The sequence below is a fragment of the Kaistella sp. SH40-3 genome (assembly GCF_030686865.1).
Taxonomy (GTDB): domain Bacteria; phylum Bacteroidota; class Bacteroidia; order Flavobacteriales; family Weeksellaceae; genus Kaistella.
Map to the genome: position 1 here is coordinate 48,554 of NZ_JAQYUS010000008.1, position 24,989 is coordinate 73,542.

Genomic DNA, 24,989 nt, shown 5'->3' on the forward strand with positions numbered 1-24,989 from the left:
AAATATTCCCTTCATTTGGCAAATATGCATATTTTTCTGCTTTTCATTTTCTATTCTAAGTTTTAATTTATATTTGCCGAAAGATAAACAACATAAATAGTGAAAAAAACTTTATTCTTTATCCTTCTTTCTACCCTGTGTTTTGGGCAGAAATGGAGTATTTCTTTCGCTGAAAGAGCATCTTTAATCAATCTGTACAACGCAACAAATGGAGAAAACTGGAGCACTACCTGGGATCTAGAAAAAGATCCTAAAAATTGGTACGGCATCAAAATTAAAAAAGGAAATGTAAGCGAAATTAACCTGCGCGGAAATGCTTTGAAAGGAAATTTCCCAACTGCAGTTTCTGGGTTCACAAAATTAGAAAAACTCGATCTGAGTTCAAATCAATTAACAGGAGAAATTTCTACCGCACTTTCCGGTTTAACCACTTTAGTTCGTTTAGATCTTAGCAACAACCGTTTTTCGGGAGATCCAACTGCGGCTATTTTACCACTTTCACAATTGTTAGAAATTTCTGTCGGTAACAACAATTTCACTTTTGGAGACATAGAAACTTTCTTACAAAACTTTCCGAATGTGGAAGTTCTGGATTTATCAAACATTGGCTTAATTGCCGTTCCACAAAAAATTTCTACTTTAAATAAATTACAATCTTTAAATTTAAGCAACAATTTAATTGCTCAGAATTTTAATTATCTTTCAACATTAATTACTTTAAAAGAATTAAATCTCTCTGGAAATCAATTAACAAAAATCCCTACAGATTTATCTACACTTACTCAATTAACGGTTCTTGATTTTAGCAATAATGCAATATCGCCAAGTTTCACCGCAACTTTAGCAAATCTGAAAAATCTGGAATGGCTGTGTTTTTCTGGTAATCAAATGAGGAGTTTTCCCAGTGAACTCTCTCAATTGACGAAATTAATTCATGTGAATTTTTCCGATAATCAAATTTCTGGTGGTTTTGAAAGTTTGGTTGGATTACAGAATTTAGAACAGATTTATTTAGATAAAAATTTAATCTCCGGCACTTTTCCAAGTTCTATTTTACAATTAAAAAAATTGCAAATGTTGTCGCTCAATGGCAACAAATTATCTGGTGAAATTCCAGAAACAATTCCCGCCCTTACTTTCATTGATAATAATCTTTATTCAAAAGAGGACATTAAAACCTTTTTACTAAAAGCGAAATCGCGGGCAGATTTCACTTATTCTCCACAAAGATATGATGAGCCAAAAACCGTTTTTGCAAATCTAGGAACCTCTAAGACTTTGCCGCAATCTCTTTCTGGAGAAGAATATCAATATACTTGGTTTAAAAATCTGGATCAAAAAACTCCGAGTACTGCAGAGAATTACTACATCAACAATATTGAACAGGAAGATTTTACCGACTACACTTGTGAAGCCTACTATTTTGAAGTTCTCCCCAATGAGTTGATGGAACTTTCGTTCTTCCGTGAGCCTGTTACTTTAGCCCAAGGTTTAGGAACCGCTGAATTTAAAACCGATTTGGCTGTTTACCCAAACCCGACGACAGATTTCCTACATATTAAAACCACAAAAATAGATATTGAAAAAGTATTCATTTTTGATTTAAGCGGAAAATTAATAATGACCGAAAAGACAAAAAGAATTGACGTAAATCATCTGCCATCTGCGACCTATATTATTTCTATTAAAACTTCCGAGGGGGTGAAATCATTTAAATTCATCAAGCAATAATCGATAAAAAGAATCACTAAAATTGGTTCAATAGACTTCATCAATCAAACAAACTTGGAAATCGAGGATATGTTCAGTATATTTGAGTTTAAAATAACAAGTCTATGAATAATTCAAAAATTATCGGTTTAAATGAAACCGACTGTAAACAGATTTCGGAAAAATTAAATATTCTTTTGGCAGATTATTCTGTTTTTTACCAAAACACAAGAGGAGCGCACTGGAATATAAAAGGAGACAAATTTTTCACACTTCATCCAAAATTTGAAGAACTCTATAATAACTTAGTTTTGAAAATAGATGAAATCGCAGAAAGAATTCTTACTTTAGGTTCTACTCCAAATCATAACTATTCTGATTATTTAACACTTTCAACCATTAAAGAAAGTAAAGAAGTTTCTGATGCAAACAAAGCGGTCGAAAACATTTTGGCTTCTTTTAAAATTGTTATTGATTTGCAAAGGGAAATTCTAGAGATGACAGAAAAAGCCGGCGACGAAGGAACTAATTCGCAAATGAGTGATTATATCACCGAACAGGAAAAAGAAGTTTGGATGTATAATTCTTACTTAGGAAAATAAAAACTTCCTCCATAATTTTATAAAATCGCCTTTAAAGAGGCGATTTTTGTTTTTGAATTTTTACATTTGTTTTTATATACCATAAATTATGATTGAAGTTCGATTAAAATCAATTCTTGATAATGATTTCTATAAGATCACAATGCAAAATGCGGTCATCAAACTTTTTCCGAATGAAAAGGTAAAATACCAATTCATTAATCGGGGCAGACATCATTTCCCAGAAGGATTTGCAGAAGAACTTAGAAAGTCGGTCAACGCAATGGCAGAACTAAAATTGACGAAGGACGAAAAACAATTCCTAAAAGAAACTTGTCCTTATTTGGATCTTCCATATCTTGATTTCCTTGGTGGTTATCACTATGATCCGAGCGAAGTTCACATTATACAAACTGAGGATTCACTGGAAGTAACCGTAGAAGGAGAATGGTACCGCACAATTCTTTGGGAAGTTCCTATTCTTTCCCTAATCTCAGAATTGCATTACGAAATGAATCATATGGAGCGTAATTCCAACGAAGTTGTGATTCATAAAACCCTAGAAAAAGCAAAACAACTTGATCGACTCCATGTTACGTTTGCCGAATTCGGAACACGCAGAAGACATTCTTACCAAGTACAGGATTTAGTCGTAGATTCATTGATTAAGAATAATCAAACAGGTAATTTCATTGGAAGTTCAAATGTTCATTTTGCAATGAAATACGGCGTAAAACCAATCGGAACCCACGCTCACGAATGGTTTATGTTTCACGCTGCAGAATATGGATTTAAAATGGCAAACGCCCTTTCACTCGAACATTGGGTTGATGTGTATCGTGGTGATTTAGGAGTTGCCCTTTCCGACACTTATACAACGGAAGTTTTCTTTCAGCAATTTGACAAGAAGTTTGCAAAACTGTTTGATGGTGTTCGTCATGATAGTGGCGATCCAATTGAATTCGCCAATAAAACCATTGAACATTATAAGAAAAACGGCATTAATCCTCTATTTAAATACATTATTTTTTCTGATGGTTTGAATCTGGAGAAAGTAGGGGAAATCACTAAAGCTTGTGAAGGAAGAATCGGAATTTCTTTCGGAATCGGAACAAATTTAACGAATGATGTAGGTTTAAAGCCGATGAATATTGTAATGAAACTTATTGCCGCACAATCAATTAACGGAGATTGGATTCCAACCGTGAAACTATCAGATGAGCATGGAAAATATACCGGCGACCCTAAAATGATTGAACTTGCAAAAGAGTTTTTGAGAATTAAAGAATAATTTTCTAAAATCTATTTTCTACAAAACGAATTAATCACTTTTTTTCTTACTATTTTTGAAAAATGGAATTGACCTCTCTATTTATCGGATTGCTAATCGGTGCTGTTATCGGTGCTATAATTCTTTATTTTATTTTAAAATCCTCTTCTGTTCCAAGATCTTCATTTGATGATCTGAATCAAAAGTTCATTAAAACAAATTCCGATTTAGAGAATTCTACCAGGAGAATTACAGAACTTCAACAGGATTTTACCGGAGAAAAAGAGAAGAATCAAGTGCAGCAAGAAGTCATCAATGAACTAAAAAATCACTTAGCAAAGTTTTCTGCTGAATACACTTCATTAAATTCTCAGTTTCAGGAACAGCGTGAATTTAATTCAAAACAAAGTTTGCAAATCGAAACTTTGAACCAAGACAGACAAAATGTTTATGAAAAAAATGCGGAACTCTCTGCTATTAATGAAAGTTTAAAAAACTCTTTAGAAAATCAAAAAGAGGAAATTACCAAAATGCAGGAGTTGGCAAAAAATGAATTTCAAAATTTAGCAAACAAAATTTTAGAGGAAAAATCGGAAAAATTCACGGAACAAAATCAAATTCAACTCAAGACGATTCTCCATCCACTACAGGAAAAAATAAATGATTTCGAGAAAAAAGTAGAAAATACACATAAAGAAAGTATCGATTATCATGCGGCTTTACGACAGCAGATTATTGGATTGCAGGATTTGAATAAGCAAATGAGCAAAGAAACTCTGAATCTAACCAAGGCTTTAAAAGGAGATAATAAAATTCAGGGAAATTGGGGCGAGTTGGTTTTGGAAAGAGTTTTAGAAAAATCGGGATTAGAAAAAGGCCGAGAATACGAAGTTCAGAAAAGTCACAGTACGGAGCAAGGTCGTTTGCAACCAGACGTTGTGATTAATTTACCTGATGGAAAGAAAATGATCATCGATTCTAAGGTTTCTCTTAATGCTTATGAAAGGCTCATTAATGAAGAAAATGAAGAACTAAAACCAACGCATTTAAAAGAACATGTTCAGTCTCTGAAAAGGCATGTGGAACAATTAAGTGAGAAAAACTATCAAAGTCTTTATCATATTGAAAGTCCGGATTTCGTTTTACTATTCGTACCAATTGAACCGGCTTTTGCGATTGCATTAAATGAGGACACGCATCTTTACAATAAAGCCTTCGAAAAAAACATTATCATCGTAACTCCATCTACGCTATTGGCGACCTTGAAAACCATCGACAGCATGTGGACAAATCAGAAACAGCAGGACAACGCAGTGGAAATCGCGAGACAAGCTGGCGCACTTTACGATAAATTTGATGGCTTCGTAACTGATTTATTAAAAATCGGCAAAAAAATGGAAGAAGCCAAAACGGAATATGAAGGGGCTATGAATAAGCTGGTAACCGGAAAAGGAAACTTGGTAAACAGTGTTCAAAAATTGAAAATAATGGGTGCAAAAGCAAAAAAATCTTTACCCGAAAATCTAATCTCCCAAGCATCTCCAGACCATCAACTGGAACTAACAATGGAAGAAGACGAACAAAACCTTAATTAAAAGAAATGATCGAAAGTTTTCAAAACGAAAAAATAAAATACATCACTCGTCTTTTAACCGATAACCGATTCCGGAAAAAGGAAGATGTTTTTGTGGTAGAAGGAAAGCAGGAAAATGAACGCGCGCTGAAATTTGGTTTTAAGTCTCAGGAATTTTATATCGCTGATGCTATTTTTAATGATAATTTGCCAGAAGGAAAAGTGCATTTGGTTTCAGAAAAGATATATGACAAAATAGCGTATCGCGGTTCTTCTGAAGGAATTATAGGAATTTACAAATCAAGAATTTCAGATTTAAAGGATTTTACGCCAGAAAAGAATTCAACGGTGATCATCGTCGAAAGTATTGAAAAGCCAGGAAATCTTGGCGCAATATTAAGAAGTTGTGAAGCGTTTGGAATTGATGCTTTGATTGTGACTGATGCAAAAGTTGATTTTTATAATCCAAATGTAATCCGGTCAAGTGTTGGCTGTCTTTTTGGAATGAATCTTTTTTATTCGAGCAATGATGAAGTTTATCAATTTCTGACTGAAAACAATTATCATATCTATACTACAATTATGGATACGGAAGCAGAAAATGTACAAACTAGAAATCTTAAAGATAAAAGCGCAGTTGTATTTGGAACAGAACATTCTGGTTTAACAGATTTCTGGATTGACAAAGGCAAGAATACGGTTATTCCAATGTCAGGAAGTATTGACTCTTTGAATTTGAGTAATGCTGTAGCCATTTGTTGCTACGAAACTCTACGACAGAAAATGTTATAAAAAAAAAATAACCGCTTCTCTGAGAGAAACGGTTACATTGTAATAAGTTGTTACTAATTATTTAGTAGCGTCTTTTGCGTCTTTAGCAGCATCAGTTGCAGCGTCAGCAGCACCTTTAGCAGCATCAGCAGCACCTTCTACAGTAGCATTAGCAGCATCAGCAGTAACAGTAGCAGCAGAATCAACAACAGCAGCAGCAGAATCAACAACAGCAGCAGCAGAATCAACTACAACAGCAGCAGAATCAGAAGCGTTAGCAGTTTCTACAGTTTCAGTTTTGTTACAAGCTACAAGAGCTAAAGCAGCGATAGCAGCTACGAATAATGACTTTTTCATAATAATTAAATTTAATTGTTTTGTTATTTTAAAATTTGTTTTGTTCTCGTTTATCATTTTGAACAGGACAAAGATATGGTGACAAATAAATTTGTATTGGAAAATTAATTGTAATATATTTGTAAAATTGTTTTACAAAATTACAATACTGAAAATCAATAAATTACATAAAATTAGCAATTGAGCGATTTAGATTTATTACACTTTGAACAGCTAAAAAATGAGGTGCAAACTCAATATTTAGTCAACCACACCCCTTCCTTTGATGATATATCAAAATGGAAAGGTATAGATATCATCTATTTTCAAGAAGATTTACGAAAAATCGCCAAAGGAAACATCAGCGAAAAATCCTTTTACACTTACTTTAAAAACTCTCCGGTTACCAAACTTCCGAGAATAGATATGTTGAATATTCTCAGCATCTATGCGGGTTATGTATCTTGGTATGACTTTAAAAAGAATCATCTTTTTGTTGATGAAATCTTAAAAGAAGGAGAGGAATTAGATGAAAATTTAGAACACAAATTAGAAAAATCTTTAGAAAATGCGGGAATCATTGAAGCAGAAATTGAAAATGATCAAAAAAATTCTATTTCAGTTCAAAAACCAGTAGAAAACTTAAATGAAGAATCTAATTTACAAAAAAACAATACTGATAATCAAATAATTAAAGAAAAAAAACAAATTTTCTCCACTTATGACACGAGTGAACAAAAATCAACTTTTTCAATTGTAAAAAAATATATTTGGCTCGGTATTTCAGGAATTCTTGCTATTTTGGTTGGTCTTCTCGGTTTTAAAGATGAACTGTTCAGCAGAAAATTCTATTATAGTTTTGTTGATGCGGATCGAAACTCCAAGATTAATGCTGAATTACAAGTACAGATTCTTAAACAAGACGAGTCCCCAATTTTATATACAGCAAAACCAAACGAGCCATTTGTTTATACCACCAAATCTAAAACTCTTACGATGGTGGTTTCTTCTCCTTATTATAGAACAGATACCATTCAGCGAAATTTAGAAACAGCACCTGAAGCAGAAACGATCGAACTAAAACCAAACGATTATGCGATTATGCTTTTCTACTATTCTAAATCGATTAAAGATTTAAAAAGAAAAAGAGAATCTTTGAATTATCTCATCAGCGACAACGCTCTAATTTATCAGGTTTATGACAATGAAACCTATGGCGTGGAGACGATGGATAAGCAACGGTACATCAATTTGGTGACTTTGCCCTCAACCTCTCTGGAAAACCTGGAAGTTATTGATACCAAAAATGATAAGAATAATAAAATAATTATGATTAAATTTAAAATTGCAACAGATGAAAAACCAAAATAAAATAGTTATTCTCCTAATAAGTTTACTTTTAATTACTTTCTCTTGCAATAAAGAAAGTGCGCAAAGATCTGATTTAGAAATCGTTCGAAACAATAATAATAAAAAATCTTATCCTGTAACTAAAATGGATAGTGCGCAAGCAATTACGTTTATTACGAAACAAAAAATCCAGGAGTTGCTTGATTTATCAACTTTATATACCGCTGGAAATCGAGACACCGAAATCGATTCAGTAATTTTCGCGCAGATGAAAAGCTATTTTGTAGATCAAGATTCTAGTAAATTAAGTCCGCTCCTTTTACAATTAGATAGTTTAAAAGTACAAACTGCGAAAGTGGGTAACATTTCAGTAACGAAAGAAATTAGAGGAAAAGACACTTTGGATCTAGCGAAGTTCTATGTAGAATATTTTGATTTTAAAAACAGATTAATCGGCTCATTTGAAAAAAATGCGCAGTATGTTTTGAAACCTTCACCCGTTAAGTTTGTAAAAGAGTTCAAGTTTTACTTCGTTGATTTTGATTCTAAATTACCAAAAGACAGCACTTCCGTTGGCGTAACCAAATAATTTAGGGGAACATCAAATTCTGATACATCTTCAACCTTTTCATTAGGAGGAAAAAAACTTACGCCTACTTTCATGGCGTTTGAATTAATTTCTGCAAAGAAACGGTCATAAAAACCTTTGCCGTAACCTACTCTGCTTCCAAATTCGTCACAATAAAGAAGCGGTGTAATGATAAAATCATAATCTTTTACTCCACAATCTTCATTACCAGCAGGTTCTTTAATTCCCCAGGAATTTTCAATTAAAGGAGTTTCTTCGGTAATTTCTAAGGCGATTAGTTTTCCTTTGACAATTTTAGGGACAAAAACACGGATTTTACTTTTAAAGAAATAATTTAAAAATAATTTTGTCTCAACTTCACCTTTCTCAGGAATAGATAAGAAACAATGAATTTTCTGATTTTCTTTTAGATTAAATTCAGAAAAGAAGTTTGCGAATATTTTTTCTGATAAAGAATGAACTTCAGATTCAGTTAAAGATCCTTTCTTTTCTAAATAGACTTTTCTGATTTCAGATTTTTTCATTTTTAAAGGTATTAAAAAAATTGCGTTCCACTGAAACGCAATTTACAAATTGATATTTAAATTTCTTTGACTGAAATAATTTTAACCGGACAAGCCTTTGCTGCTTTATCAAGCGATTCAAATGCTTCATGATTTGGAATCTTCAAAGTATAAAATCCTTTTTTATTTTCGGTTCTCAACAAAACCGATTTCCCATCTTTCTTGGACATCCGAAAATACTCCGGCGCAAATTCTGCGCAGTAATTACAGCCAATGCATTTCTCACGTTGAAGCGTTACGATGATCATTTTTTATAATAAGTAATGAGCAATAAGTAATTAATCTACTGCAACAATTTTATATAATTTATCTGAAGGTCTCACTTTGAAATCTGTTTTAAAAGTAACCACATCAGATTTCGTGGCTTTTTCTGCATCGGGTTTCTCATCAACTCGCATTGATTCTAAAATCATTTCTTGCGAACCTGTTGTTGGACCTTGAATTAAAACTTTATCGCCAACGGTTAAATCGTAGGCTTCAATTAAAAATTCTGCGATATTCGATTTTGGGTAGAAATGTCTTCCTTTTCCGATATATACTTTTTTCTGAGTTGCGGCTGAACCGTTTTCTGCTGACCATTCTCCGAGTTCTTGACCGAGATAATAACCACCCCAGAAACCTCTGTTATAAACGGTTTCGAGTTGTTTCATCCACTCTGCCACTTTTTCTTTGGTGTAAGTTCCGTCTGCAATTGAATCGATGGCTTCCCGATAACATTTGGTTACAGTTGCTACATATTCCGGTGCTCTACCACGGCCTTCGATTTTTAGAACACTCACTCCAGCCTCAACGATTTGATCTAAAAAACTGATGGTACACAAATCTTTAGGAGACATCATGTATTCGTTATCGAGTTCTATTTCGAAACCGGTTTCCTGATCGATGACGGTATATTTTTTACGGCAGTTTTGTTTGCAAGCACCTCTGTTTGCGGAAGAATTCGCTGAATGTAAACTCAGATAGCATTTTCCTGAAACTGCCATACAAAGTGCGCCATGTCCGAAAATCTCAACTTCAACCAAATTTCCAGATGGACCTTTTACTTGTTCTTTAATAATTTGATCACAGATTTTTTTAATTTGAGACATGCTCAATTCACGGCTCATCACCATCGTATCGGCGAAAAGCGCGTAGAATTTTACGGTTTCAATATTGGTAATATTAATCTGGGTGGAAATATGAACTTCCATCCCGATTTGTCTTGCGTAAGAAATTACCGCCTGATCCATCGCAATTACTGCAGTCAAATTTGCTGCTTTGGCTTTATCTAAAAGCGTTTTAATTAAAGATAGATCGTGGTCATAAATAATCGTATTTAAAGTAAGATAAGTTCGAACTCCTTTCTCTGAGCATCTTCTGGAAATTTCCGGTAAATCATCTAAAGTGAAATTCATGGAAGCTCGCGCTCTCATATTTAATTGTTCGACTCCGAAATAAATTGAATCTGCACCGTTATCGATTGCTGCCTGCATAGAAGTGAAATCACCGGCAGGCGACATCAATTCTATTTTTCCTGATTTCGTCATTACCCTAAAATTTTATATAATTTGTCAGATAAACGAATTCTAAACGGAGTTTCGAAAGTGACTTGATCTCCTACTTTAGCCGTTTCACAAGGACCTCCATTTGCGAAAAGTTCCGTAACCTTCAATTCTTGTTCGCCAGTTGTTGGACCAGAAATCAACACTTTATCACCAATTGAAAGTTCATTGTTTTCAATTAAAAACTGAGCGATTTTGGATTTTGTATAATAATGTTCGGCCTTTCCAATCAATACTTTTTTGATGGCTATTTTTTGTCGGATATTTTTTGTTTCGGCTTGTGCTAAAGTTTTCTTTGGTAAATCGCCTGAGTTCTTAAATTTCAAAGCATCTGATTTCCCTTTTCTGAAAACTTTATTACCAACTTGGATTCCCCTTCTTAATTTTATTTGTTCTGCTAAAGGTAAATGGATGATTTCTAAACATTCTGTAGAACAGCAGTTTTCCATCGCGGCTTTACAATCATCACATTGAATAAACAGTAAATGACAACCATCATTCGCACAATTCGTGTGATTGTCACATGGTTTTCCACACTGATGACATTGTGAAACAATATCGTCTGTGATTCTTTCTCCTAAACGATGATCAAACACAAAGTTCTTTCCAATGAATTTACTTTGAATATTTTCTTCTTTGATCTGACGGGTATATTCGATAATTCCGCCTTCCAACTGATACACATTTTTAAAACCCTGATGTTTAAAATAAGCGCTCGCTTTTTCACAACGGATTCCACCTGTGCAATACATGAGCAGGTTTTTATCTTCTTTGAAATCCTGTAACTGTTCGTTAATAATCGGTAAACTTTCTCTAAAAGTTTCAACATCCGGCGTAATCGCACCTTCAAAATGTCCGACTTCACTTTCGTAATGATTTCTAAAATCAACTACAATTGTATTTGGATCTTCGAGCAAACTGTTAAATTCCTTTGCTTTGAGGTGAATTCCTTTATTGGTGACATCAAAGGTTTCATCATTTAAACCGTCAGCAACAATTTTATGTCGGACTTTTATGGTGAGTTTTAAGAAAGAATGATCATCATGCTCAATCGCTACATTGAGTCGAATTCCTCTCATAAAATCACAAACTTCCAGCGTATCACGGAAAGCATCTATGTTTTCGGCAGGAATACTCATTTGAGCATTGATTCCTTCGTGCGCAACATAAATACGGCCAAGCGCATCGAGTGCGTTCCAGGCTATAAATAATTCGTCGCGAAATTGTTTGGGATCTGAGATTTTGGCATACGCATAGAAAGACAAAGTAAGACGTTGCTTACCGGCTTCATCAATAAGTTGAGCTCTTTCTTCTGCGCTTAAGGTGTTATACAGTTGCATGCTATAAACGGTTTAAGTGAGAATTTTAATTTGCAAAGATAAGAAATTCTGATCGGTTGACTCTGAGACCACATCAATTGATGATGTGATAATAGTCAGATTTTAATTATTAAAACGCTGTGTAAATATGTTTTAATATCTTTTGATCGACTTCTGTAAAAGGAACTTTTCTTCTGCCCATCGCTAATTCTGCAACTTCGTATGCTTTTTCTAATTTGAATTTTTCGTCGCCTTTCATTCCGCCCCAAGAAAAATTATCGATTAAATTGGGTGGAAATCCGCTTTTGAAAATATTGGCAGCAACTCCTACAACTGTCCCAGTATTAAACTGAGTGTTAATCGCTGCTTTGGAGTGATCACCCATAATTAAACCCGCAAACTGCAATCCTGTACTTACAAATTTTTGGGCTTTATAATTCCACAATTTTACAATGGCGTAATTATTTTTTAGGTTAGAAGAATTGGTATCTGCACCGATATTACACCATTCACCGATGACAGAATTTCCGATAAATCCATCATGACCTTTATTAGAATATCCAAAAATGACGATATTATTAACTTCACCACCAACTTTACAATGCGGACCAATCGTTGTTGCGCCATAAACTTTGGCGCCTAAATTAAATTTAGATCCTTCACAAAGTGCAATTGGACCACGAAGATTACAACCTTCCATTACTTCGGCATTTTTACCGATATAAATTTTTCCAGTTTTGGTATTTAAAGTTGAGAATTCGATTTCCGCTCCTTCTTCGATAAATAAATCTTTTTCATCTCCTAAAAACCCATTAGTCTCAGAGAGTTTCGCAGATGTCTTTTCTTTGGTCAATAAATCGAAATCAAAATTAATTGCCTTTTCATTATATGTAAATAAATCGGTTGGCTGCTTAAAGAACAAAACATCTTCTTCAACATCAGTCATTTTACTGATCTGATTTAAAGAAAAATTTTCCATATTGATTCTGACCGCCAGCAATTCATCTTTGTAAACCAATGCTTCTCCTAGTTGCAAATCTTTAATCTGCATCAAAAGATTTTCGCTCGGCAAAAAATTGGGAACAATAAATAAACTTTCTTTTGGTTCGTATTTTTTAAATTTTTCCTGCAGATAATCTTCGGTGAGATAAGAAACTTCCGATGAATTCAACAACTTTTGCCATCTTTCTGAAAAGGTTAAAATCCCACAACGCATTTCTGCGACAGGTCGGGTAAAAGTTAATGGTAAAAAATCTTCCCAAAACTGGGCATCTGAAAATACGAGTTGCATAGATTATAATTGATGGTTAAAAATGATTGATTGAATGCCATCAAATACAAAATTTCTAACAAAATAATTTGTAGAAAATTCGTGCATTCGCGGTATTTCTAAAAACTTTGTCAAAGATTTAAACTTTGACATAGTGCTTGAAATCAAATTTACAATAAAAAAAGTCTTTCAAAAAACTTGAAAGACTTTAATTATCGTTAAAATTCGAAAATTATTTCGCGAATTTTTTGTACTTGTTCATGAATTTATCAACTCTACCTGCTGTATCAACTAATTTCACTTTTCCGGTATAGAAAGGGTGAGAAGTTGAAGAGATTTCCATTTTGATCAATGGGTAAGTTGAACCTTCGTATTCAATAGTGTCTTTGGTATCTGCAGTAGATTTGCAAAGAAACATCTCGTCGTTACTCATATCTTTGAAAACAACAAGTCTATAATTTTCTGGGTGGATTCCGTTTTTCATAACTTATTTTATTATTAATAATTAAAGCTTTGCTTTCGAAATAGTAATGGTATTTCTCTGCTAAATTTTAGACCGCAAAAGTACAAATATTTTTCTAATCTCCAAATACTATATCAACTTAATTAATAATTTTTCTGTTCAACAATTTTAATTAAATTTGAAATCTATATCTATTCCCTATAAAATGAATAAATTCAAACTCATACTCGCCTTTTCTTTTTGGATTCTTTTAACGACAATCAGCTGCAACAGAGACGATATCAACTTTGAAAGCCCAACCCAAATGTTGCGTTTTTCACACGACACTCTATTCCTCGACACGGTTTATAATCAGGTTCGCTCCGAAACTTATGCTGTAAAAATTTACAACACAGAAGATAAAGATGTCATGATTCCAAAAATTAACCTGGAAAAAGGCACTGGTTCCTTATATCGAATTAATGTTGATGGAAAAGCAGGAACCGATTTTACTGATATTCCTTTAAGAAAAAACGACAGTCTTTACATTTTCGTAGAAATAGCACCGATTGCCAATGCTCCAGAAGCAATTGCTGAAGATCGGATTAACTTTCAAACTCCGGCCGGAAGTCAGCATGTGACCTTATTTTCTGTGGTTCAGGATGCTGAATTTTATATTCAAAGTAAAACGAATCCAAATGTTCTGACTGCAAATACGACATGGACGAATAATAAAGCGAAAATAATTTTCGGTGATTTAACACTTGATTCAGGAAAAACACTCGATATTCAAAAAGGAACTAAAATTTATTTCCATAAAAACAGTGGATTGAAAATTTCTAAAAATGCCAATCTTAACATTAATGGAACTTTAGGAGAAGAAGTTATTTTCCGTGGAGATCGAAATGATACGCGATACGATACGATTCCTAAAAACTGGCAGGGAATTATGATGGATGCCAACTCTAATTTAACAATGAATTATGCAAAAGTTTTTGGCGGAACTGTTGGCTTAGAAATGAATCAAACGAATGCAACCATTGCTAACTCTATTTTCCACACGCATCAGGAATTTGGGATCATGGCAATTAATTCTGTAGTGACGGCTAAAAACTTAGTCATGAATAATTGCGGGAACGCAGATTTTGCTATTTTCAAAGGTGGAACTTATAATATCATACACTCTACTTTGGCGAATTACTGGAATTTGAATTCTGCACTTCCAGGATTGGGATTGTACGCAGCCAATGAATATGATAATGGCACTTCAATTGAGCAAGGTTCTTTAACTTTAAATATAAAAAACTCGATTATTTATACCGATAATGATAATGCAGTTCTTTTTAAACCAACTGCTGGACAAACTTTTAATTACAGTTTCCAAAACTCATTAGTAAAATACGGTGGCAGTGCAAATTATACTTTAGACACAGGTTCGATTAAAAATCAAGATCCAAAATTCCAGAATTACTTTACCCAAAAAATGAACTTGAGATTAAAAAACGATTCGTCCGCAAAAGGAAAAGGAAACATAGGAACTGCAGGAACAGTTCCGCAGGATATTATAGGAGTTACCAGAACGGTTAGTCCAAGTATGGGAGCCTACCAGTAACACAACTGTTACTTTTAAAATCCCCTAATTTCTAAATTAGCGAACCTTGCAGCCCGACTTGAACGAAGCTCTTTTTGCGACGAGGAACGAGGAACAAAAAAGCGGGAGTGGAAGGCGGAAATGTCTGCCATAAAAAAACAAGATATATGGAAATCACAAAACTTCAACAGGAGGTTGATGAATGGATAAAAAAAATAGGTGTTCGGTATTTTAATGAACTCACCAATATGGCGATGCTAACTGAAGAAGTTGGTGAAGTTGCCCGAATAATTGCCCGACGATATGGCGAACAAAGCGAAAAAGAATCTGACAAATCAAAAGATCTGGGCGAAGAATTAGCCGATGTTTTATTTGTTATTTTATGTTTGGCAAACCAAACAGGAACGAACTTGCAGGAAGCATTTGACCGCAAAATGAAAGTAAAAACAGACCGCGATAAAGATCGTCATCAAAATAACGAGAAACTAAAATAAGAACTCGTCATTCTTAATTTTAAAGATAAAAAATAAAAATGAGGCTTGAAAAATCAGAATTAAAAGACAATGAAACCATAGAAATTAGCGGTTCGAAAAGTATTTCGAATCGTCTTTTGATTTTGAGTCATCTGTTTGAAAATATCATCATCGAAAACCTTTCGAATTCCCAAGACACCCAACTTTTACAAAAAGCATTGGAAAGCGATTCTGAAACCATCGACATTCACCACGCCGGAACTGCCATGCGTTTTCTGACTTCTTACCTTTCAATTCAAGAAGGAAGAACCACGATTTTAACTGGTTCTGACCGAATGACACAAAGACCAATTCAATTTCTGGTCGATGCTTTAAGGGATTTAGGAGCGGATATTTCTTATGTCGAAAAAGAAGGTTTTCCACCTTTGAAAATAGTTGGAAAAAAGATCGTTAAAAGCAAAGTCATGATTCCGGCTGACATTTCGAGTCAGTTTATCTCTTCATTAATGTTGATTGGGGCGGAGCTGGAAAACGGTTTACAAATCAATTTGATCGGGAAAATTACGTCACGCCCTTATTTAGAAATGACTTTAAGAATTCTAAGAAGAATAGGGGTTTCCACGCAATGGGAAGGTCAGGTCATTAAAATATTTCCGAATATTCAAACAGATAAAAGTTCGCAAATCACCAAATGCATTGCAGAAAGCGACTGGAGTTCGGCCTCCTATTTTTATTCTTTGGCTGCTATTGGCAGAAAATCGATTAACCTCAAAAGTTTCCGTCCGCACTCGCTTCAAGGCGATTCTGCGATTAAAGAAATCTATTGGAACTTCTTTGGCGTGAATACGATTTCCCAAGGTTCAGAAAGTAAAATTTCATTAATGCCGGAAAGCACTTTTGTCTTCCCAGAAGAGATTTCGCTGGACATGAATGATTGTCCGGACATCGCACAAACGCTTTGTGTAACAGCGACGGCTTTACAAATACCTTTTAAAATCACTGGCTTATCAACTTTAAAAGTAAAAGAAACGGATCGTTTGGTGGCCTTAAAAAACGAACTTTTTAAAATCGGCTGTATTACTGAAATAACGGAAAACTCGATTCATTCGACCAAATTCTTTGAGCCGAATGAAGATCCTTCAATTGCAACATACGATGATCACAGAATGGCGATGAGTTTCGCGCCGTTTTGCTTAATTAAACCATTGACGATTGAAAATAAAAACGTCGTTGAAAAATCCTATCCACAGTTTTGGGAAGATTTTCAAACCGTTACAGAACCTATTCTTTAAACCACATCCAAATTAATTTTGAATAATATAATAAAAAATGAAGACTTTTAAACTTACCGCACTCTCATTTTTAATGGTCGTTTTGACTTCTTGTAAAATCTCAGTCAAAACTTTACCCGAGAAAACTACAGTAAATTCGGCGCAGGAACTTCATAATATTTCATTGAACGGAAAAGTATTCTCTGCGGTTTGGCAACAGAATGCGGGTGAATTTCGAGCTTTGTGCTATCAAGCGTATAATCTTGCGCAGATTAGAATTGATGAAAACTTGAAAATAGCATCAACAAAACCTTTAGCCATTATTACCGATATTGATGAAACTTTTCTAGACAATTCACCTTATGCCGTAACAGAAGCCGAACTTGGTAAAGATTACGACGCAAAAACTTGGATGAACTGGACTGCAAAGGGAGAAGCAAAAGCATATCCCGGCTCGTTGAATTTCTTTAATTATGCTGCTTCAAAAAAGGTGCCGGTTTTTTACATTTCGAACCGTGATGAAAATGATCGAATTGGAACTCTTAAAAATTTAAAAGATTTAGGATTTCCTAATGCAGACAATGAACACCTGCTTTTGAAAAGCACCACTTCTGATAAAGAAGCCCGCCGTTCAGAAGTTCTAAAAAATTATAATGTCATTATTTATATGGGCGATAATTTAGCAGATTTCTCGAAAATGTTTAATAAAAAATCACAAGCAGAACGCAATGAGTTGGTTGATGAAAACTATAGTGAGTTTGGGAAACGTTTTATCATGCTGCCAAACTCGGGTTATGGAGATTGGGAATCGGCTTTAAATGGATATAATCATCAATTAACACCTGCAGAAAAAGATCAAGTTTTCTTGAAAAATTTGCGAGGATATTAATTCAATTTCAGAAAGAAAACTTTTTACATTAAAAAAAATGACAATACTCATCACCGGAACTTCTGCCGGAATTGGATTTACACTGGCTGAATATCTCGGTAAAAAAGGACATACCGTTTTCGGATTGAGCCGTAAAAACGTGGAATCCGAATATTTTAAAACGATTCCAACCGACATCACCGATCATGACCAGGTTCAAAATGCAATTGTTGAAGTTTTAAAGACTGAAACCAAAATTGATGTACTCATCAATAATGCTGGAATGGGAATGGTTGGCGCAGTTGAAGATTCTACACAAGAGGAAATCCTGAAATTATTCAACCTCAATCTGGTTGGTTCGGTACAAATGATGACCGCCGTTTTACCAAAAATGCGCAAACAGAAACTAGGAAAAATCATTAATATTTCAAGTATTGGAAGCGAAATGGGATTGCCGTTTCGTGGATTTTATTCGGCCTCAAAATCGGCTTTGGATAAAGTAACAGAAGCAATTCGTTATGAAGTTTCTCCCTGGAATATTCAAGTTTGTGCTTTGCATTTGGGTGACATAAAAACGAATATCGCTGAAAACAGAGTAAAAACAAAAGTTTCTGAACCGTATCAAAATACCTTTAACAAAGTGTATGGATTGATGAATTCCCACGTTGACGAAGGAACAGAACCGATTAAAGTTGCGGAATACATAGAAAAATTACTGGAGAAGAAATCCTGGAAAGCCCATTTTTATTTCGGAAAATTTGGACAGCGAATCGGAGTTCCCTTAAAATGGCTTCTCCCTCAAAATTTTTACGAAAATTTAATGCGGAAATATAACAAATTAGATTAATTGCTATCTAAAATAAAAGTATATTTATCAGACTTTAAATAGCATAATATGAAACCATTCATCACTTTATTACTCGTTGTTTCTGGAATAATTTCCATGAATGCGCAATCAAGTAACATTAACGAAGCGTATCGATTCAATAAGTTCATGGAGAAAATAAGTACTCCGAAAGGTCAATTAACTTATGCAGACATTCGGGGAAATGCTTATTACAATGCAGTTTTCATGTCAGCAAAAGTTCAAAACGCAACGACTTTAATGAATGTTCGCTACAACAAATACACGGATGCTATTGAGATTTTAAACGATGGAAATATTTATGTTTTGCCAAAAAGCGAAAAATATTCCAGAATCGCTTATGCAAATTCACCAGCCGTTTTTGTTTACTTAGATTCTGGTGAAATGCAAGGATATTTCTATGAAGTTGTTCCTGGAAAAACAAGATTACTTAAAAAACTGAAAACGGAGTTTAGACCAGAAGTTCCTGCAGTTAATACATTTACCTCAGCAATTCCACCAAAATTTGAAAACGTAAAACCGGTTTATTATTTCGAAACCAATAACCAGTTTATAAAAATTCCTAAAAACACCGACGATCTCATCAAGCAATTCACAGAAAACAGATCTGAGATCGCAGCATTCATTAAATCTAACAAACTGAAAATCAGTAAAGAAGAAGATTTAATTCGTTTGGCTCAATTTTTAAATAAGTAAGTTTCTAAAATAATTCCTGCGCAATTTTTTTAATATTATCACTTTTCCCCATGGAGTAAAAATGGAGAACCGGAACTCCAAAATCAAACAATTCACGACATTGATTCACGGCCCATTCAATCCCGATTTGTTTTACAGCGGCATTATCTTTTGCATTTTCTACGGCAGAAATTAAATCTTCTGGTAAATCGATTTTGAAAACCTGTGGCAAAAGTTGCAATTGCTTCTTGGTGGCGATCGGTTTAATCCCAGGAATAATCGGAACTGTAATTCCCATTTCTCGTGCACTTTTTACAAACTCGATGAATTTTTTATTGTCAAAAAACATCTGCGTTACGACGTAATCGGCACCAGCATCAACTTTTTCTTTCAGCCATTTCAAATCATAATTCATAGAAGGCGCTTCAATGTGTTTCTCTGGATAACCCGCAACACCAACACAAAATTTATTATTCTCTTCACAGATCTTTTCATCATGCAAATATTTTCCACGTCCTAAATCATTCATTTGTTGAACCAAATCAGTCGCGTATTTATGACCGCCAAGAGTTGGTTCAAAATACTGCTGCCCTTTCATCGCATCACCGCGTAACGCCATCACATTTTCAATTCCGAGATACATACAATCTACCAAAAGATACTCGGTTTCTTCTTTCGTAAAACCGCCACATAAAACATGCGGAACGGTATCTACATTATATTTATGCTGAATTGCTGCACAAATCCCCAAAGTTCCCGGACGCATTCTGGTGATTTTTCTTTCCATCAAACCATTTCCTTTATCCAGATAAATATATTCTTCTCGAGATGTTGTCACGTCGATAAATGGCGGTTTAAATTCCATGAGCGGATCGATATTTTTATATAAATCTTCGATTCCCGTTCCTTTCGTTGGCGGAATAATTTCTATAGAGAACAACGTTTTTCCGTTCGCGTTTTTTATGTGATCTGTAATTTTCATTTTTTATTTGTCAATGAGAAACTAGCGAACTAATCTCTCTTTAATTTTTTAATGTTTTTTTGGGCAGACAATTCCGCCTTCCGTTCCCGTTTTTTTCTTAAAATTTTTCCACCACCATTTCCCCTGCAAAAATTTCAAGAAAAAAGAGCTCCACTCAAGTCGGGCTGCAGATTCGGTTTTTTTAATAAATCTTGTATCAATTTAGACGATTTCGGTTTTGATAATTGATAATTGATAATTGAATACGCCCTTTCAGGGCTTCGCAACGAATTTCTGATTTTTTCAATTCATCCATTTTGATGATTTCTTTTCAATGGGCTTCACCCATTGCTGTTGATTGCGCCACTTCGTGGCTTTTTTAATCTGCCAAATTTGGACTCAGCCATTTTCTCGCAAATTCCAAATCAACACCTTTTCTGTCAGCGTAATCTTTCAACTGATCTTCAGAGATTTTTCCAACACCGAAGTATTTCGATTTCGGGTTTCCAAAGTAATATCCAGAAACTGCGGCAGTCGGAAACATTGCTAAACTTTCTGTCAGTTCTAAACCGATATTTTCTTTCACTTTAAGCAAATTCAAAATCGTGGTTTTTTCCAAATGATCTGGACAAGCAGGATAACCTGGAGCGGGACGAATTCCTAAATATTTTTCGGCAATCAAATCTTCATTTTCTAACTTTTCATCTTCGGCATAACCCCAGAATTCTGTTCGAACTTTATGATGCAGAAATTCCGCAAATGCTTCTGCTAAACGGTCGGCTAATGCTTTAACAATAATTGCATTGTAATCATCACCATCATCGTAATATATTTTTGCTAATTCCTCCGTTCCAAATCCTGTTGTTACGGCGAACGCTCCGACATAATCTTGTTTTCCTGAAGTTTTTGGAGCGATGAAATCACTTAAAGCATGATATTCTTTTCCGGCAGATTTCTTAAGTTGTTGTCTTAAAGTATGGAATTTTGCCAGTTCATTTTTCTGTTCGTCGTAAACCAAAATATCATCTTGATTATTTGAGTTTGCAGGGAAAATTCCAAAAATTCCTTTTGCGGTAAATAGTTTTTCATCAAGGATTTTATCTAACATTACCTTGGCTTCTTTAAATAATTCAGTCGCCTGTTCACCAACAACCTCATCGGTTAAAATCTGCGGGAATTTCCCATGAAGTTCCCAACTTCTGAAGAAAGGAGTCCAGTCCATAAAGTCAAGCAATTCTCGCAAATCTTGATTTTCGATGATATGAATTCCTAGATTTTTAGGTTTCGAAATGTTTTCATTTTCCCAATCGATGGTGAAATTTTGTTTTCTCGCTTCTTCGATTGTTACATACTCTTTGTCTATCTGTCGGTTCAAAAACTTCTCACGGAAATCTTCGTAATCGATTTTTAAATCTGCTTTATATTGTACATTATTATGATCCAACAATTGAGAAACCACGCCAACTGCTCTGGACGCATCATTCACATGAACGACGGTATGTCCATATTTTGGAAATATTTTTACGGCGGTATGCGCTTTTGAAGTTGTGGCGCCACCTATCAATAATGGAAAGTTTAAATTTTTTCTTTGCAATTCATCGGCAACGTGAACCATTTCATCTAAACTTGGCGTAATCAATCCGCTCAATCCAATCACATCAACCTGATGGTCAATCGCAGCCTGAATGATTTTTTCCGCCGGAACCATCACGCCTAAATCGATGATTTCATAATTATTACAACCCAAAACAACACTCACAATATTTTTTCCAATATCGTGGACATCGCCTTTTACGGTTGCCATTAATATTTTCCCATTGGGTTTTTGTTTCTCATCTTTTTCTGCTTCAATGAAAGGTTGCAAATAAGCGACGGCTTTTTTCATTACGCGCGCAGACTTTACAACTTGAGGCAAAAACATTTTCCCACTGCCGAATAAATCGCCGACAACGCTCATTCCAGTCATTAAATTAATTTCAATAACATCCAAAGGTCTTTTGGAAACAGTTCGTGCTTCCTCAACATCTTCAATAATGAAACGGTCAATTCCTTTGAGCAAAGCGTGGGTAATTCTATCTTGCAATGGTTCTTTCCGCCATTCTAATTCTTCAACGAATTCTTTTTTGGTCGATTTTACTCTTTCGGAATAATCAAGTAATCTTTCTGTTGCGTCATCTCTTCTGTCGAGCATTACGTCTTCCACCAATTCCAATAATTCTTTCGGGATTTCGTCATAAACCTCCAACATCGATGGATTCACGATTCCCATGTTCATTCCGGCTTTAATGGCGTGATAAAGAAAAACGGAATGCATTGCTTCCCGCACATTATCATTTCCTCTAAACGAAAACGAAACATTAGAAACTCCACCGCTCACGGAAACATTTGGTAGATTTCCACGAACCCATTTTGTAGCGTCGATAAAATCCAAAGCATTTCTTCGGTGCTCTTCCATTCCAGTTGCAACAGGGAAAATATTCAAATCGAAAATAATATCTTCGGACGCAAAACCAACTTGGTTCACCAAAATATCATAAGATCTTTTACAGATTTCGATTCTTCTGTCGTAATTATCGGCTTGTCCGTTTTCATCGAAAGCCATTACAATGACTGCTGCTCCGTATCTTTTAATGGTTTTCGCATGATGGATGAATTCCGCTTCACCTTCTTTTAAACTTATGGAGTTCACCACGCATTTCCCCTGAACGACTTGCAATCCTGCTTCCAGAATTTCCCATTTCGAAGAATCAATCATTATTGGAATCCGGGAAATATCGGGTTCTGATGCAATTAAATTAAGAAATTTAACCATGGCATATTTTCCGTCGAGTAATCCATCATCAAAATTAACATCCAGGATTTGAGCACCGCCATCAACTTGGTCACGGGCAACATCGAGTGCTTCAGAATATTTTTCTTCTTTTATCAATCGAAGAAATTTCTTAGAACCGGCAACATTTGTTCGTTCACCAACATTAATAAAATTGGATTCAGGTGTTATAATTAAAGGTTCGAGACCTGAAAGTTTTAGATATTTCATTTTTTCTTATTCTTTTTAATAGCCACGAAGTGGCGCAATCATCATCATCATTGGGTGTAGTCCAATGAAACAGCACATTTTCATATACAAGCCACGAAGTGGCGACATCAATAGCATTGGGTGCAACCCAATGAAAAACACAGGATACGAATCAAAGCCCTGAAAGGGCGAAATCAATTTTAAACATTTATCAATCCCAGATATATCTTTCATCATATTCAACATCATATTTCTTTAAAAATGCTAAAAATTCTTCCTGAAATGATTTCTTTTGATGATGTTCTTCCTGATTAATAATATATTTTTTCACCACTTCAATTTCAGTCGGATTTACCGAAAATGCTCCATATCCATTTTGCCAATAGAAATTTTCGAATTCCTTACCTTTTGTTTTGATCCATTTTGATGAATGTGACTTCACCTCTTCCAGCAGTTTCATTAAGGCAATCTTCTTTGATAATAAACATAAGATATGAACGTGATCTTTATGTCCACCAATTTGAATTGGATCACATTCCAAATTTTTACAAATACCGCCTAAATAATTAAACAATTCTTCTTGTATTTCTTCTGTTATTAGAGGATTTCTGTGTTTGGTACTGAAAACTAAATGCACATAGATTTTGTTTAAAGATTGTCCCATTTTCGTTGTGTTTATTGAAATTATAATAATTCAATTTTTGATTTCATAGGGCTGCACTTCGTTTACCCTATGCTTTTGATTTCGGTCTTTCAGACCTTTTGATTTCTGGTTATTTTCATTAGCATCATTGGGCCGCGCTTCGCTTACCCAATGCTATTGATTTTGCCACTTCGTGGCTTTACGGTGATATTCAACAATTTATCAACGTAACATTTTACCACTGTCTTTTGATAATTCATTCATGTTCAATTGCTATCGGTTTATACAGTTTTAGATTTTGACGCTAATTTTTCGAGGTTCATAATCATTCACCAAATCAGCAATCGCTTTAATGTGTGGTGGCGTAGTTCCGCAGCAACCACCAATAATATTGATGAGACCTTTTTCTGCATATTCACGAATTTGTTCTGCCATGAATTCAGGCGATTCATCATATTGTCCGAAAGCATTCGGTAAACCAGCATTTGGATAAGCCGAAATAAAGAAGTCAGAATTCTTGGATAAAGTTTCCAAATAAGGTGTTAATTGTTTCGCTCCTAAAGCACAGTTTAATCCGACGCTCAGTAAATTCAAATGAGATATAGAAATCAAAAATGCTTCGGCGGTTTGTCCGCTCAAAGTTCGTCCGGAAGCATCGGTAATTGTTCCCGAAACCATAACTGGGATTTTAATATTCCTTTCTTCCTGAATTTCGTCAATCGCAAAAAGGGCGGCTTTCGCATTTAGAGTATCAAAGATTGTTTCAACCAAAAAAATATCTGAACCGCCGTCTAAAAGCGCTTTCGCCTGTTGTTTGTACGCAATTCGCAGTTCATCAAAAGTGATCGCTCGAAAACCCGGATCATTAACATCCGGACTTAAACTTGCCGTTTTATTGGTTGGTCCCATCGAACCAGCCACAAATCTTGGTTTGTCTGGATTTTGACTAGTAAATTCATCACAAACTTTTCGTGCAATTTTCGCTGATTCATAATTAAGTTCGTAAACCAATTCTTCCATGTGGTAATCTGCCATGGCGATGGTCGTTCCTGAAAAAGTATTGGTTTCGATAATATCAGCGTCGGCTTCTAAGTACTTTCTATGAACTTCTTCGATGGCGTGTGGTTGAGTGAGTGAAAGTAAATCGTTGTTTCCTTTTAAAGAATATTCCCAATCTTTGAATCGTTCGCCCCGGTAATCTTCTTCCGAAAATTTATAGCGCTGAAGCATCGTGCCCATCGCTCCATCGAGGATGAGGATTCTTTCGTTTAAGGCTTTATAAAGTGCTGCTGTATTTTTCATTTTTTT

At 34.8% G+C, this 24,989-nt stretch carries 25 protein-coding genes; 13 read left to right on the forward strand and 12 right to left on the reverse strand.

Annotated features, from left to right (window positions below):
• Positions 1 to 99: 99 nt before the first annotated feature.
• The 5 genes from PUH65_RS12585 to PUH65_RS12605 all read left to right on the forward strand — a co-directional run bounded on the left by PUH65_RS12585 (position 100) and on the right by PUH65_RS12605 (position 5,926).
• Positions 100 to 1,731, forward strand: a complete 1,632-nt coding sequence (locus tag PUH65_RS12585; RefSeq protein ID WP_305520488.1) for a leucine-rich repeat domain-containing protein — start codon at positions 100 to 102, stop codon at positions 1,729 to 1,731.
• Between the two features lie 104 nt (positions 1,732 to 1,835).
• Entirely contained in the window at positions 1,836 to 2,312 is a 477-nt protein-coding gene (locus PUH65_RS12590; RefSeq protein ID WP_305520489.1) for a Dps family protein, read from the forward strand.
• 88 nt (positions 2,313 to 2,400) lie between these two features.
• Positions 2,401 to 3,582 (forward strand): nicotinate phosphoribosyltransferase, encoded by a 1,182-nt coding sequence (gene pncB / locus PUH65_RS12595; protein WP_305520490.1) that lies wholly within the window; start codon positions 2,401 to 2,403, stop codon positions 3,580 to 3,582.
• A 62-nt stretch (positions 3,583 to 3,644) separates the two neighbouring features.
• Positions 3,645 to 5,156, forward strand: a complete 1,512-nt coding sequence (rmuC, locus tag PUH65_RS12600; protein ID WP_305520491.1) for a DNA recombination protein RmuC — start codon at positions 3,645 to 3,647, stop codon at positions 5,154 to 5,156.
• 5 nt (positions 5,157 to 5,161) lie between these two features.
• The gene (locus PUH65_RS12605) at positions 5,162 to 5,926 is read left to right on the forward strand and encodes an RNA methyltransferase (protein ID WP_305520492.1); all 765 of its coding nucleotides are present in this window, start codon (positions 5,162 to 5,164) and stop codon (positions 5,924 to 5,926) included.
• Positions 5,927 to 5,983: 57 nt separating this feature from the next.
• On the opposite strand, the gene PUH65_RS12610 is transcribed toward PUH65_RS12605, so the two are convergent.
• Complete coding sequence (locus PUH65_RS12610; protein ID WP_305520493.1) at positions 5,984 to 6,262, reverse strand: hypothetical protein; 279 nt, start codon at positions 6,260 to 6,262, stop codon at positions 5,984 to 5,986.
• Positions 6,263 to 6,442: 180 nt separating this feature from the next.
• Between PUH65_RS12610 and PUH65_RS12615 the strand changes: the two genes are divergently transcribed.
• Both PUH65_RS12615 and PUH65_RS12620 read left to right on the forward strand, forming a co-directional pair.
• On the forward strand, positions 6,443 to 7,612 hold the full coding sequence (locus PUH65_RS12615) for a hypothetical protein (RefSeq protein WP_305520494.1): 1,170 nt from the start codon (positions 6,443 to 6,445) through the stop codon (positions 7,610 to 7,612).
• On the forward strand, positions 7,596 to 8,180 hold the full coding sequence (locus PUH65_RS12620; RefSeq protein ID WP_305520495.1) for a hypothetical protein: 585 nt from the start codon (positions 7,596 to 7,598) through the stop codon (positions 8,178 to 8,180). The genes PUH65_RS12615 and PUH65_RS12620 overlap by 17 nt, the downstream gene beginning before the upstream one ends.
• Here PUH65_RS12620 and PUH65_RS12625 read toward each other — a convergent pair.
• The 6 genes from PUH65_RS12625 to PUH65_RS12650 all read right to left on the reverse strand — a co-directional run bounded on the left by PUH65_RS12625 (position 8,117) and on the right by PUH65_RS12650 (position 13,357).
• A complete protein-coding gene (locus tag PUH65_RS12625; protein ID WP_305520496.1) occupies positions 8,117 to 8,704 on the reverse strand; it encodes a 5-formyltetrahydrofolate cyclo-ligase in 588 nt (195 codons plus the stop codon). The genes PUH65_RS12620 and PUH65_RS12625 overlap by 64 nt on opposite strands.
• Positions 8,705 to 8,760: 56 nt before the next feature.
• Positions 8,761 to 8,991, reverse strand: a complete 231-nt coding sequence (locus PUH65_RS12630; protein ID WP_305520497.1) for a ferredoxin — start codon at positions 8,989 to 8,991, stop codon at positions 8,761 to 8,763.
• A gap of 30 nt (positions 8,992 to 9,021) precedes the next feature.
• Positions 9,022 to 10,269, reverse strand: a complete 1,248-nt coding sequence (locus PUH65_RS12635; RefSeq protein WP_305520498.1) for a peptidase U32 family protein — start codon at positions 10,267 to 10,269, stop codon at positions 9,022 to 9,024.
• Positions 10,269 to 11,624, reverse strand: coding sequence for a rhodanese-related sulfurtransferase (locus PUH65_RS12640; protein WP_305520499.1), 1,356 nt, complete (start codon positions 11,622 to 11,624; stop codon positions 10,269 to 10,271). The genes PUH65_RS12635 and PUH65_RS12640 overlap by 1 nt, the downstream gene beginning before the upstream one ends.
• Before the next feature lie 109 nt (positions 11,625 to 11,733).
• Positions 11,734 to 12,894 carry a GlmU family protein gene (locus PUH65_RS12645; RefSeq protein ID WP_305520500.1) on the reverse strand — a complete coding sequence of 387 codons (1,161 nt, stop codon included), beginning with the start codon at positions 12,892 to 12,894 and terminating at the stop codon, positions 11,734 to 11,736.
• 211 nt (positions 12,895 to 13,105) lie between these two features.
• A complete protein-coding gene (locus tag PUH65_RS12650) occupies positions 13,106 to 13,357 on the reverse strand; it encodes a type B 50S ribosomal protein L31 (protein WP_133438841.1) in 252 nt (83 codons plus the stop codon).
• Positions 13,358 to 13,541: 184 nt separating this feature from the next.
• Between PUH65_RS12650 and PUH65_RS12655 the strand changes: the two genes are divergently transcribed.
• The 6 genes from PUH65_RS12655 (at position 13,542) to PUH65_RS12680 (ending at position 19,079) form a co-directional block, all read left to right on the forward strand.
• Positions 13,542 to 14,927 (forward strand): hypothetical protein, encoded by a 1,386-nt coding sequence (locus PUH65_RS12655; protein ID WP_305520501.1) that lies wholly within the window; start codon positions 13,542 to 13,544, stop codon positions 14,925 to 14,927.
• Between the two features lie 146 nt (positions 14,928 to 15,073).
• The gene (locus PUH65_RS12660; RefSeq protein ID WP_305520502.1) at positions 15,074 to 15,400 is read left to right on the forward strand and encodes a nucleotide pyrophosphohydrolase; all 327 of its coding nucleotides are present in this window, start codon (positions 15,074 to 15,076) and stop codon (positions 15,398 to 15,400) included.
• Positions 15,401 to 15,438: 38 nt separating this feature from the next.
• Positions 15,439 to 16,671: a 3-phosphoshikimate 1-carboxyvinyltransferase gene (locus PUH65_RS12665; RefSeq protein WP_305520503.1), complete on the forward strand. Its 1,233-nt coding sequence runs from the start codon at positions 15,439 to 15,441 to the stop codon at positions 16,669 to 16,671.
• Positions 16,672 to 16,708: 37 nt separating this feature from the next.
• A complete protein-coding gene (locus tag PUH65_RS12670) occupies positions 16,709 to 17,539 on the forward strand; it encodes a 5'-nucleotidase, lipoprotein e(P4) family (protein WP_305520504.1) in 831 nt (276 codons plus the stop codon).
• A gap of 37 nt (positions 17,540 to 17,576) precedes the next feature.
• Positions 17,577 to 18,365, forward strand: coding sequence for an SDR family oxidoreductase (locus PUH65_RS12675; RefSeq protein WP_305520505.1), 789 nt, complete (start codon positions 17,577 to 17,579; stop codon positions 18,363 to 18,365).
• A 48-nt stretch (positions 18,366 to 18,413) separates the two neighbouring features.
• Positions 18,414 to 19,079 (forward strand): hypothetical protein, encoded by a 666-nt coding sequence (locus PUH65_RS12680; RefSeq protein ID WP_305520506.1) that lies wholly within the window; start codon positions 18,414 to 18,416, stop codon positions 19,077 to 19,079.
• 4 nt (positions 19,080 to 19,083) lie between these two features.
• On the opposite strand, the gene metF is transcribed toward PUH65_RS12680, so the two are convergent.
• The 5 genes from metF to PUH65_RS12705 all read right to left on the reverse strand — a co-directional run bounded on the left by metF (position 19,084) and on the right by PUH65_RS12705 (position 24,983).
• Positions 19,084 to 20,040, reverse strand: coding sequence for a methylenetetrahydrofolate reductase [NAD(P)H] (gene metF, locus PUH65_RS12685; RefSeq protein WP_305520507.1), 957 nt, complete (start codon positions 20,038 to 20,040; stop codon positions 19,084 to 19,086).
• A 358-nt stretch (positions 20,041 to 20,398) separates the two neighbouring features.
• Positions 20,399 to 23,059, reverse strand: a complete 2,661-nt coding sequence (gene metH, locus PUH65_RS12690) for a methionine synthase (RefSeq protein WP_305520508.1) — start codon at positions 23,057 to 23,059, stop codon at positions 20,399 to 20,401.
• A gap of 15 nt (positions 23,060 to 23,074) precedes the next feature.
• Positions 23,075 to 23,275 (reverse strand): hypothetical protein, encoded by a 201-nt coding sequence (locus tag PUH65_RS12695; protein WP_305520509.1) that lies wholly within the window; start codon positions 23,273 to 23,275, stop codon positions 23,075 to 23,077.
• Positions 23,250 to 23,702 carry an IS200/IS605 family transposase gene (tnpA, locus tag PUH65_RS12700; RefSeq protein WP_305520510.1) on the reverse strand — a complete coding sequence of 151 codons (453 nt, stop codon included), beginning with the start codon at positions 23,700 to 23,702 and terminating at the stop codon, positions 23,250 to 23,252. The genes PUH65_RS12695 and tnpA overlap by 26 nt, the downstream gene beginning before the upstream one ends.
• A 270-nt stretch (positions 23,703 to 23,972) precedes the next feature.
• A complete protein-coding gene (locus PUH65_RS12705) occupies positions 23,973 to 24,983 on the reverse strand; it encodes a homocysteine S-methyltransferase family protein (RefSeq protein ID WP_305520511.1) in 1,011 nt (336 codons plus the stop codon).
• Positions 24,984 to 24,989 lie beyond the last annotated feature (6 nt).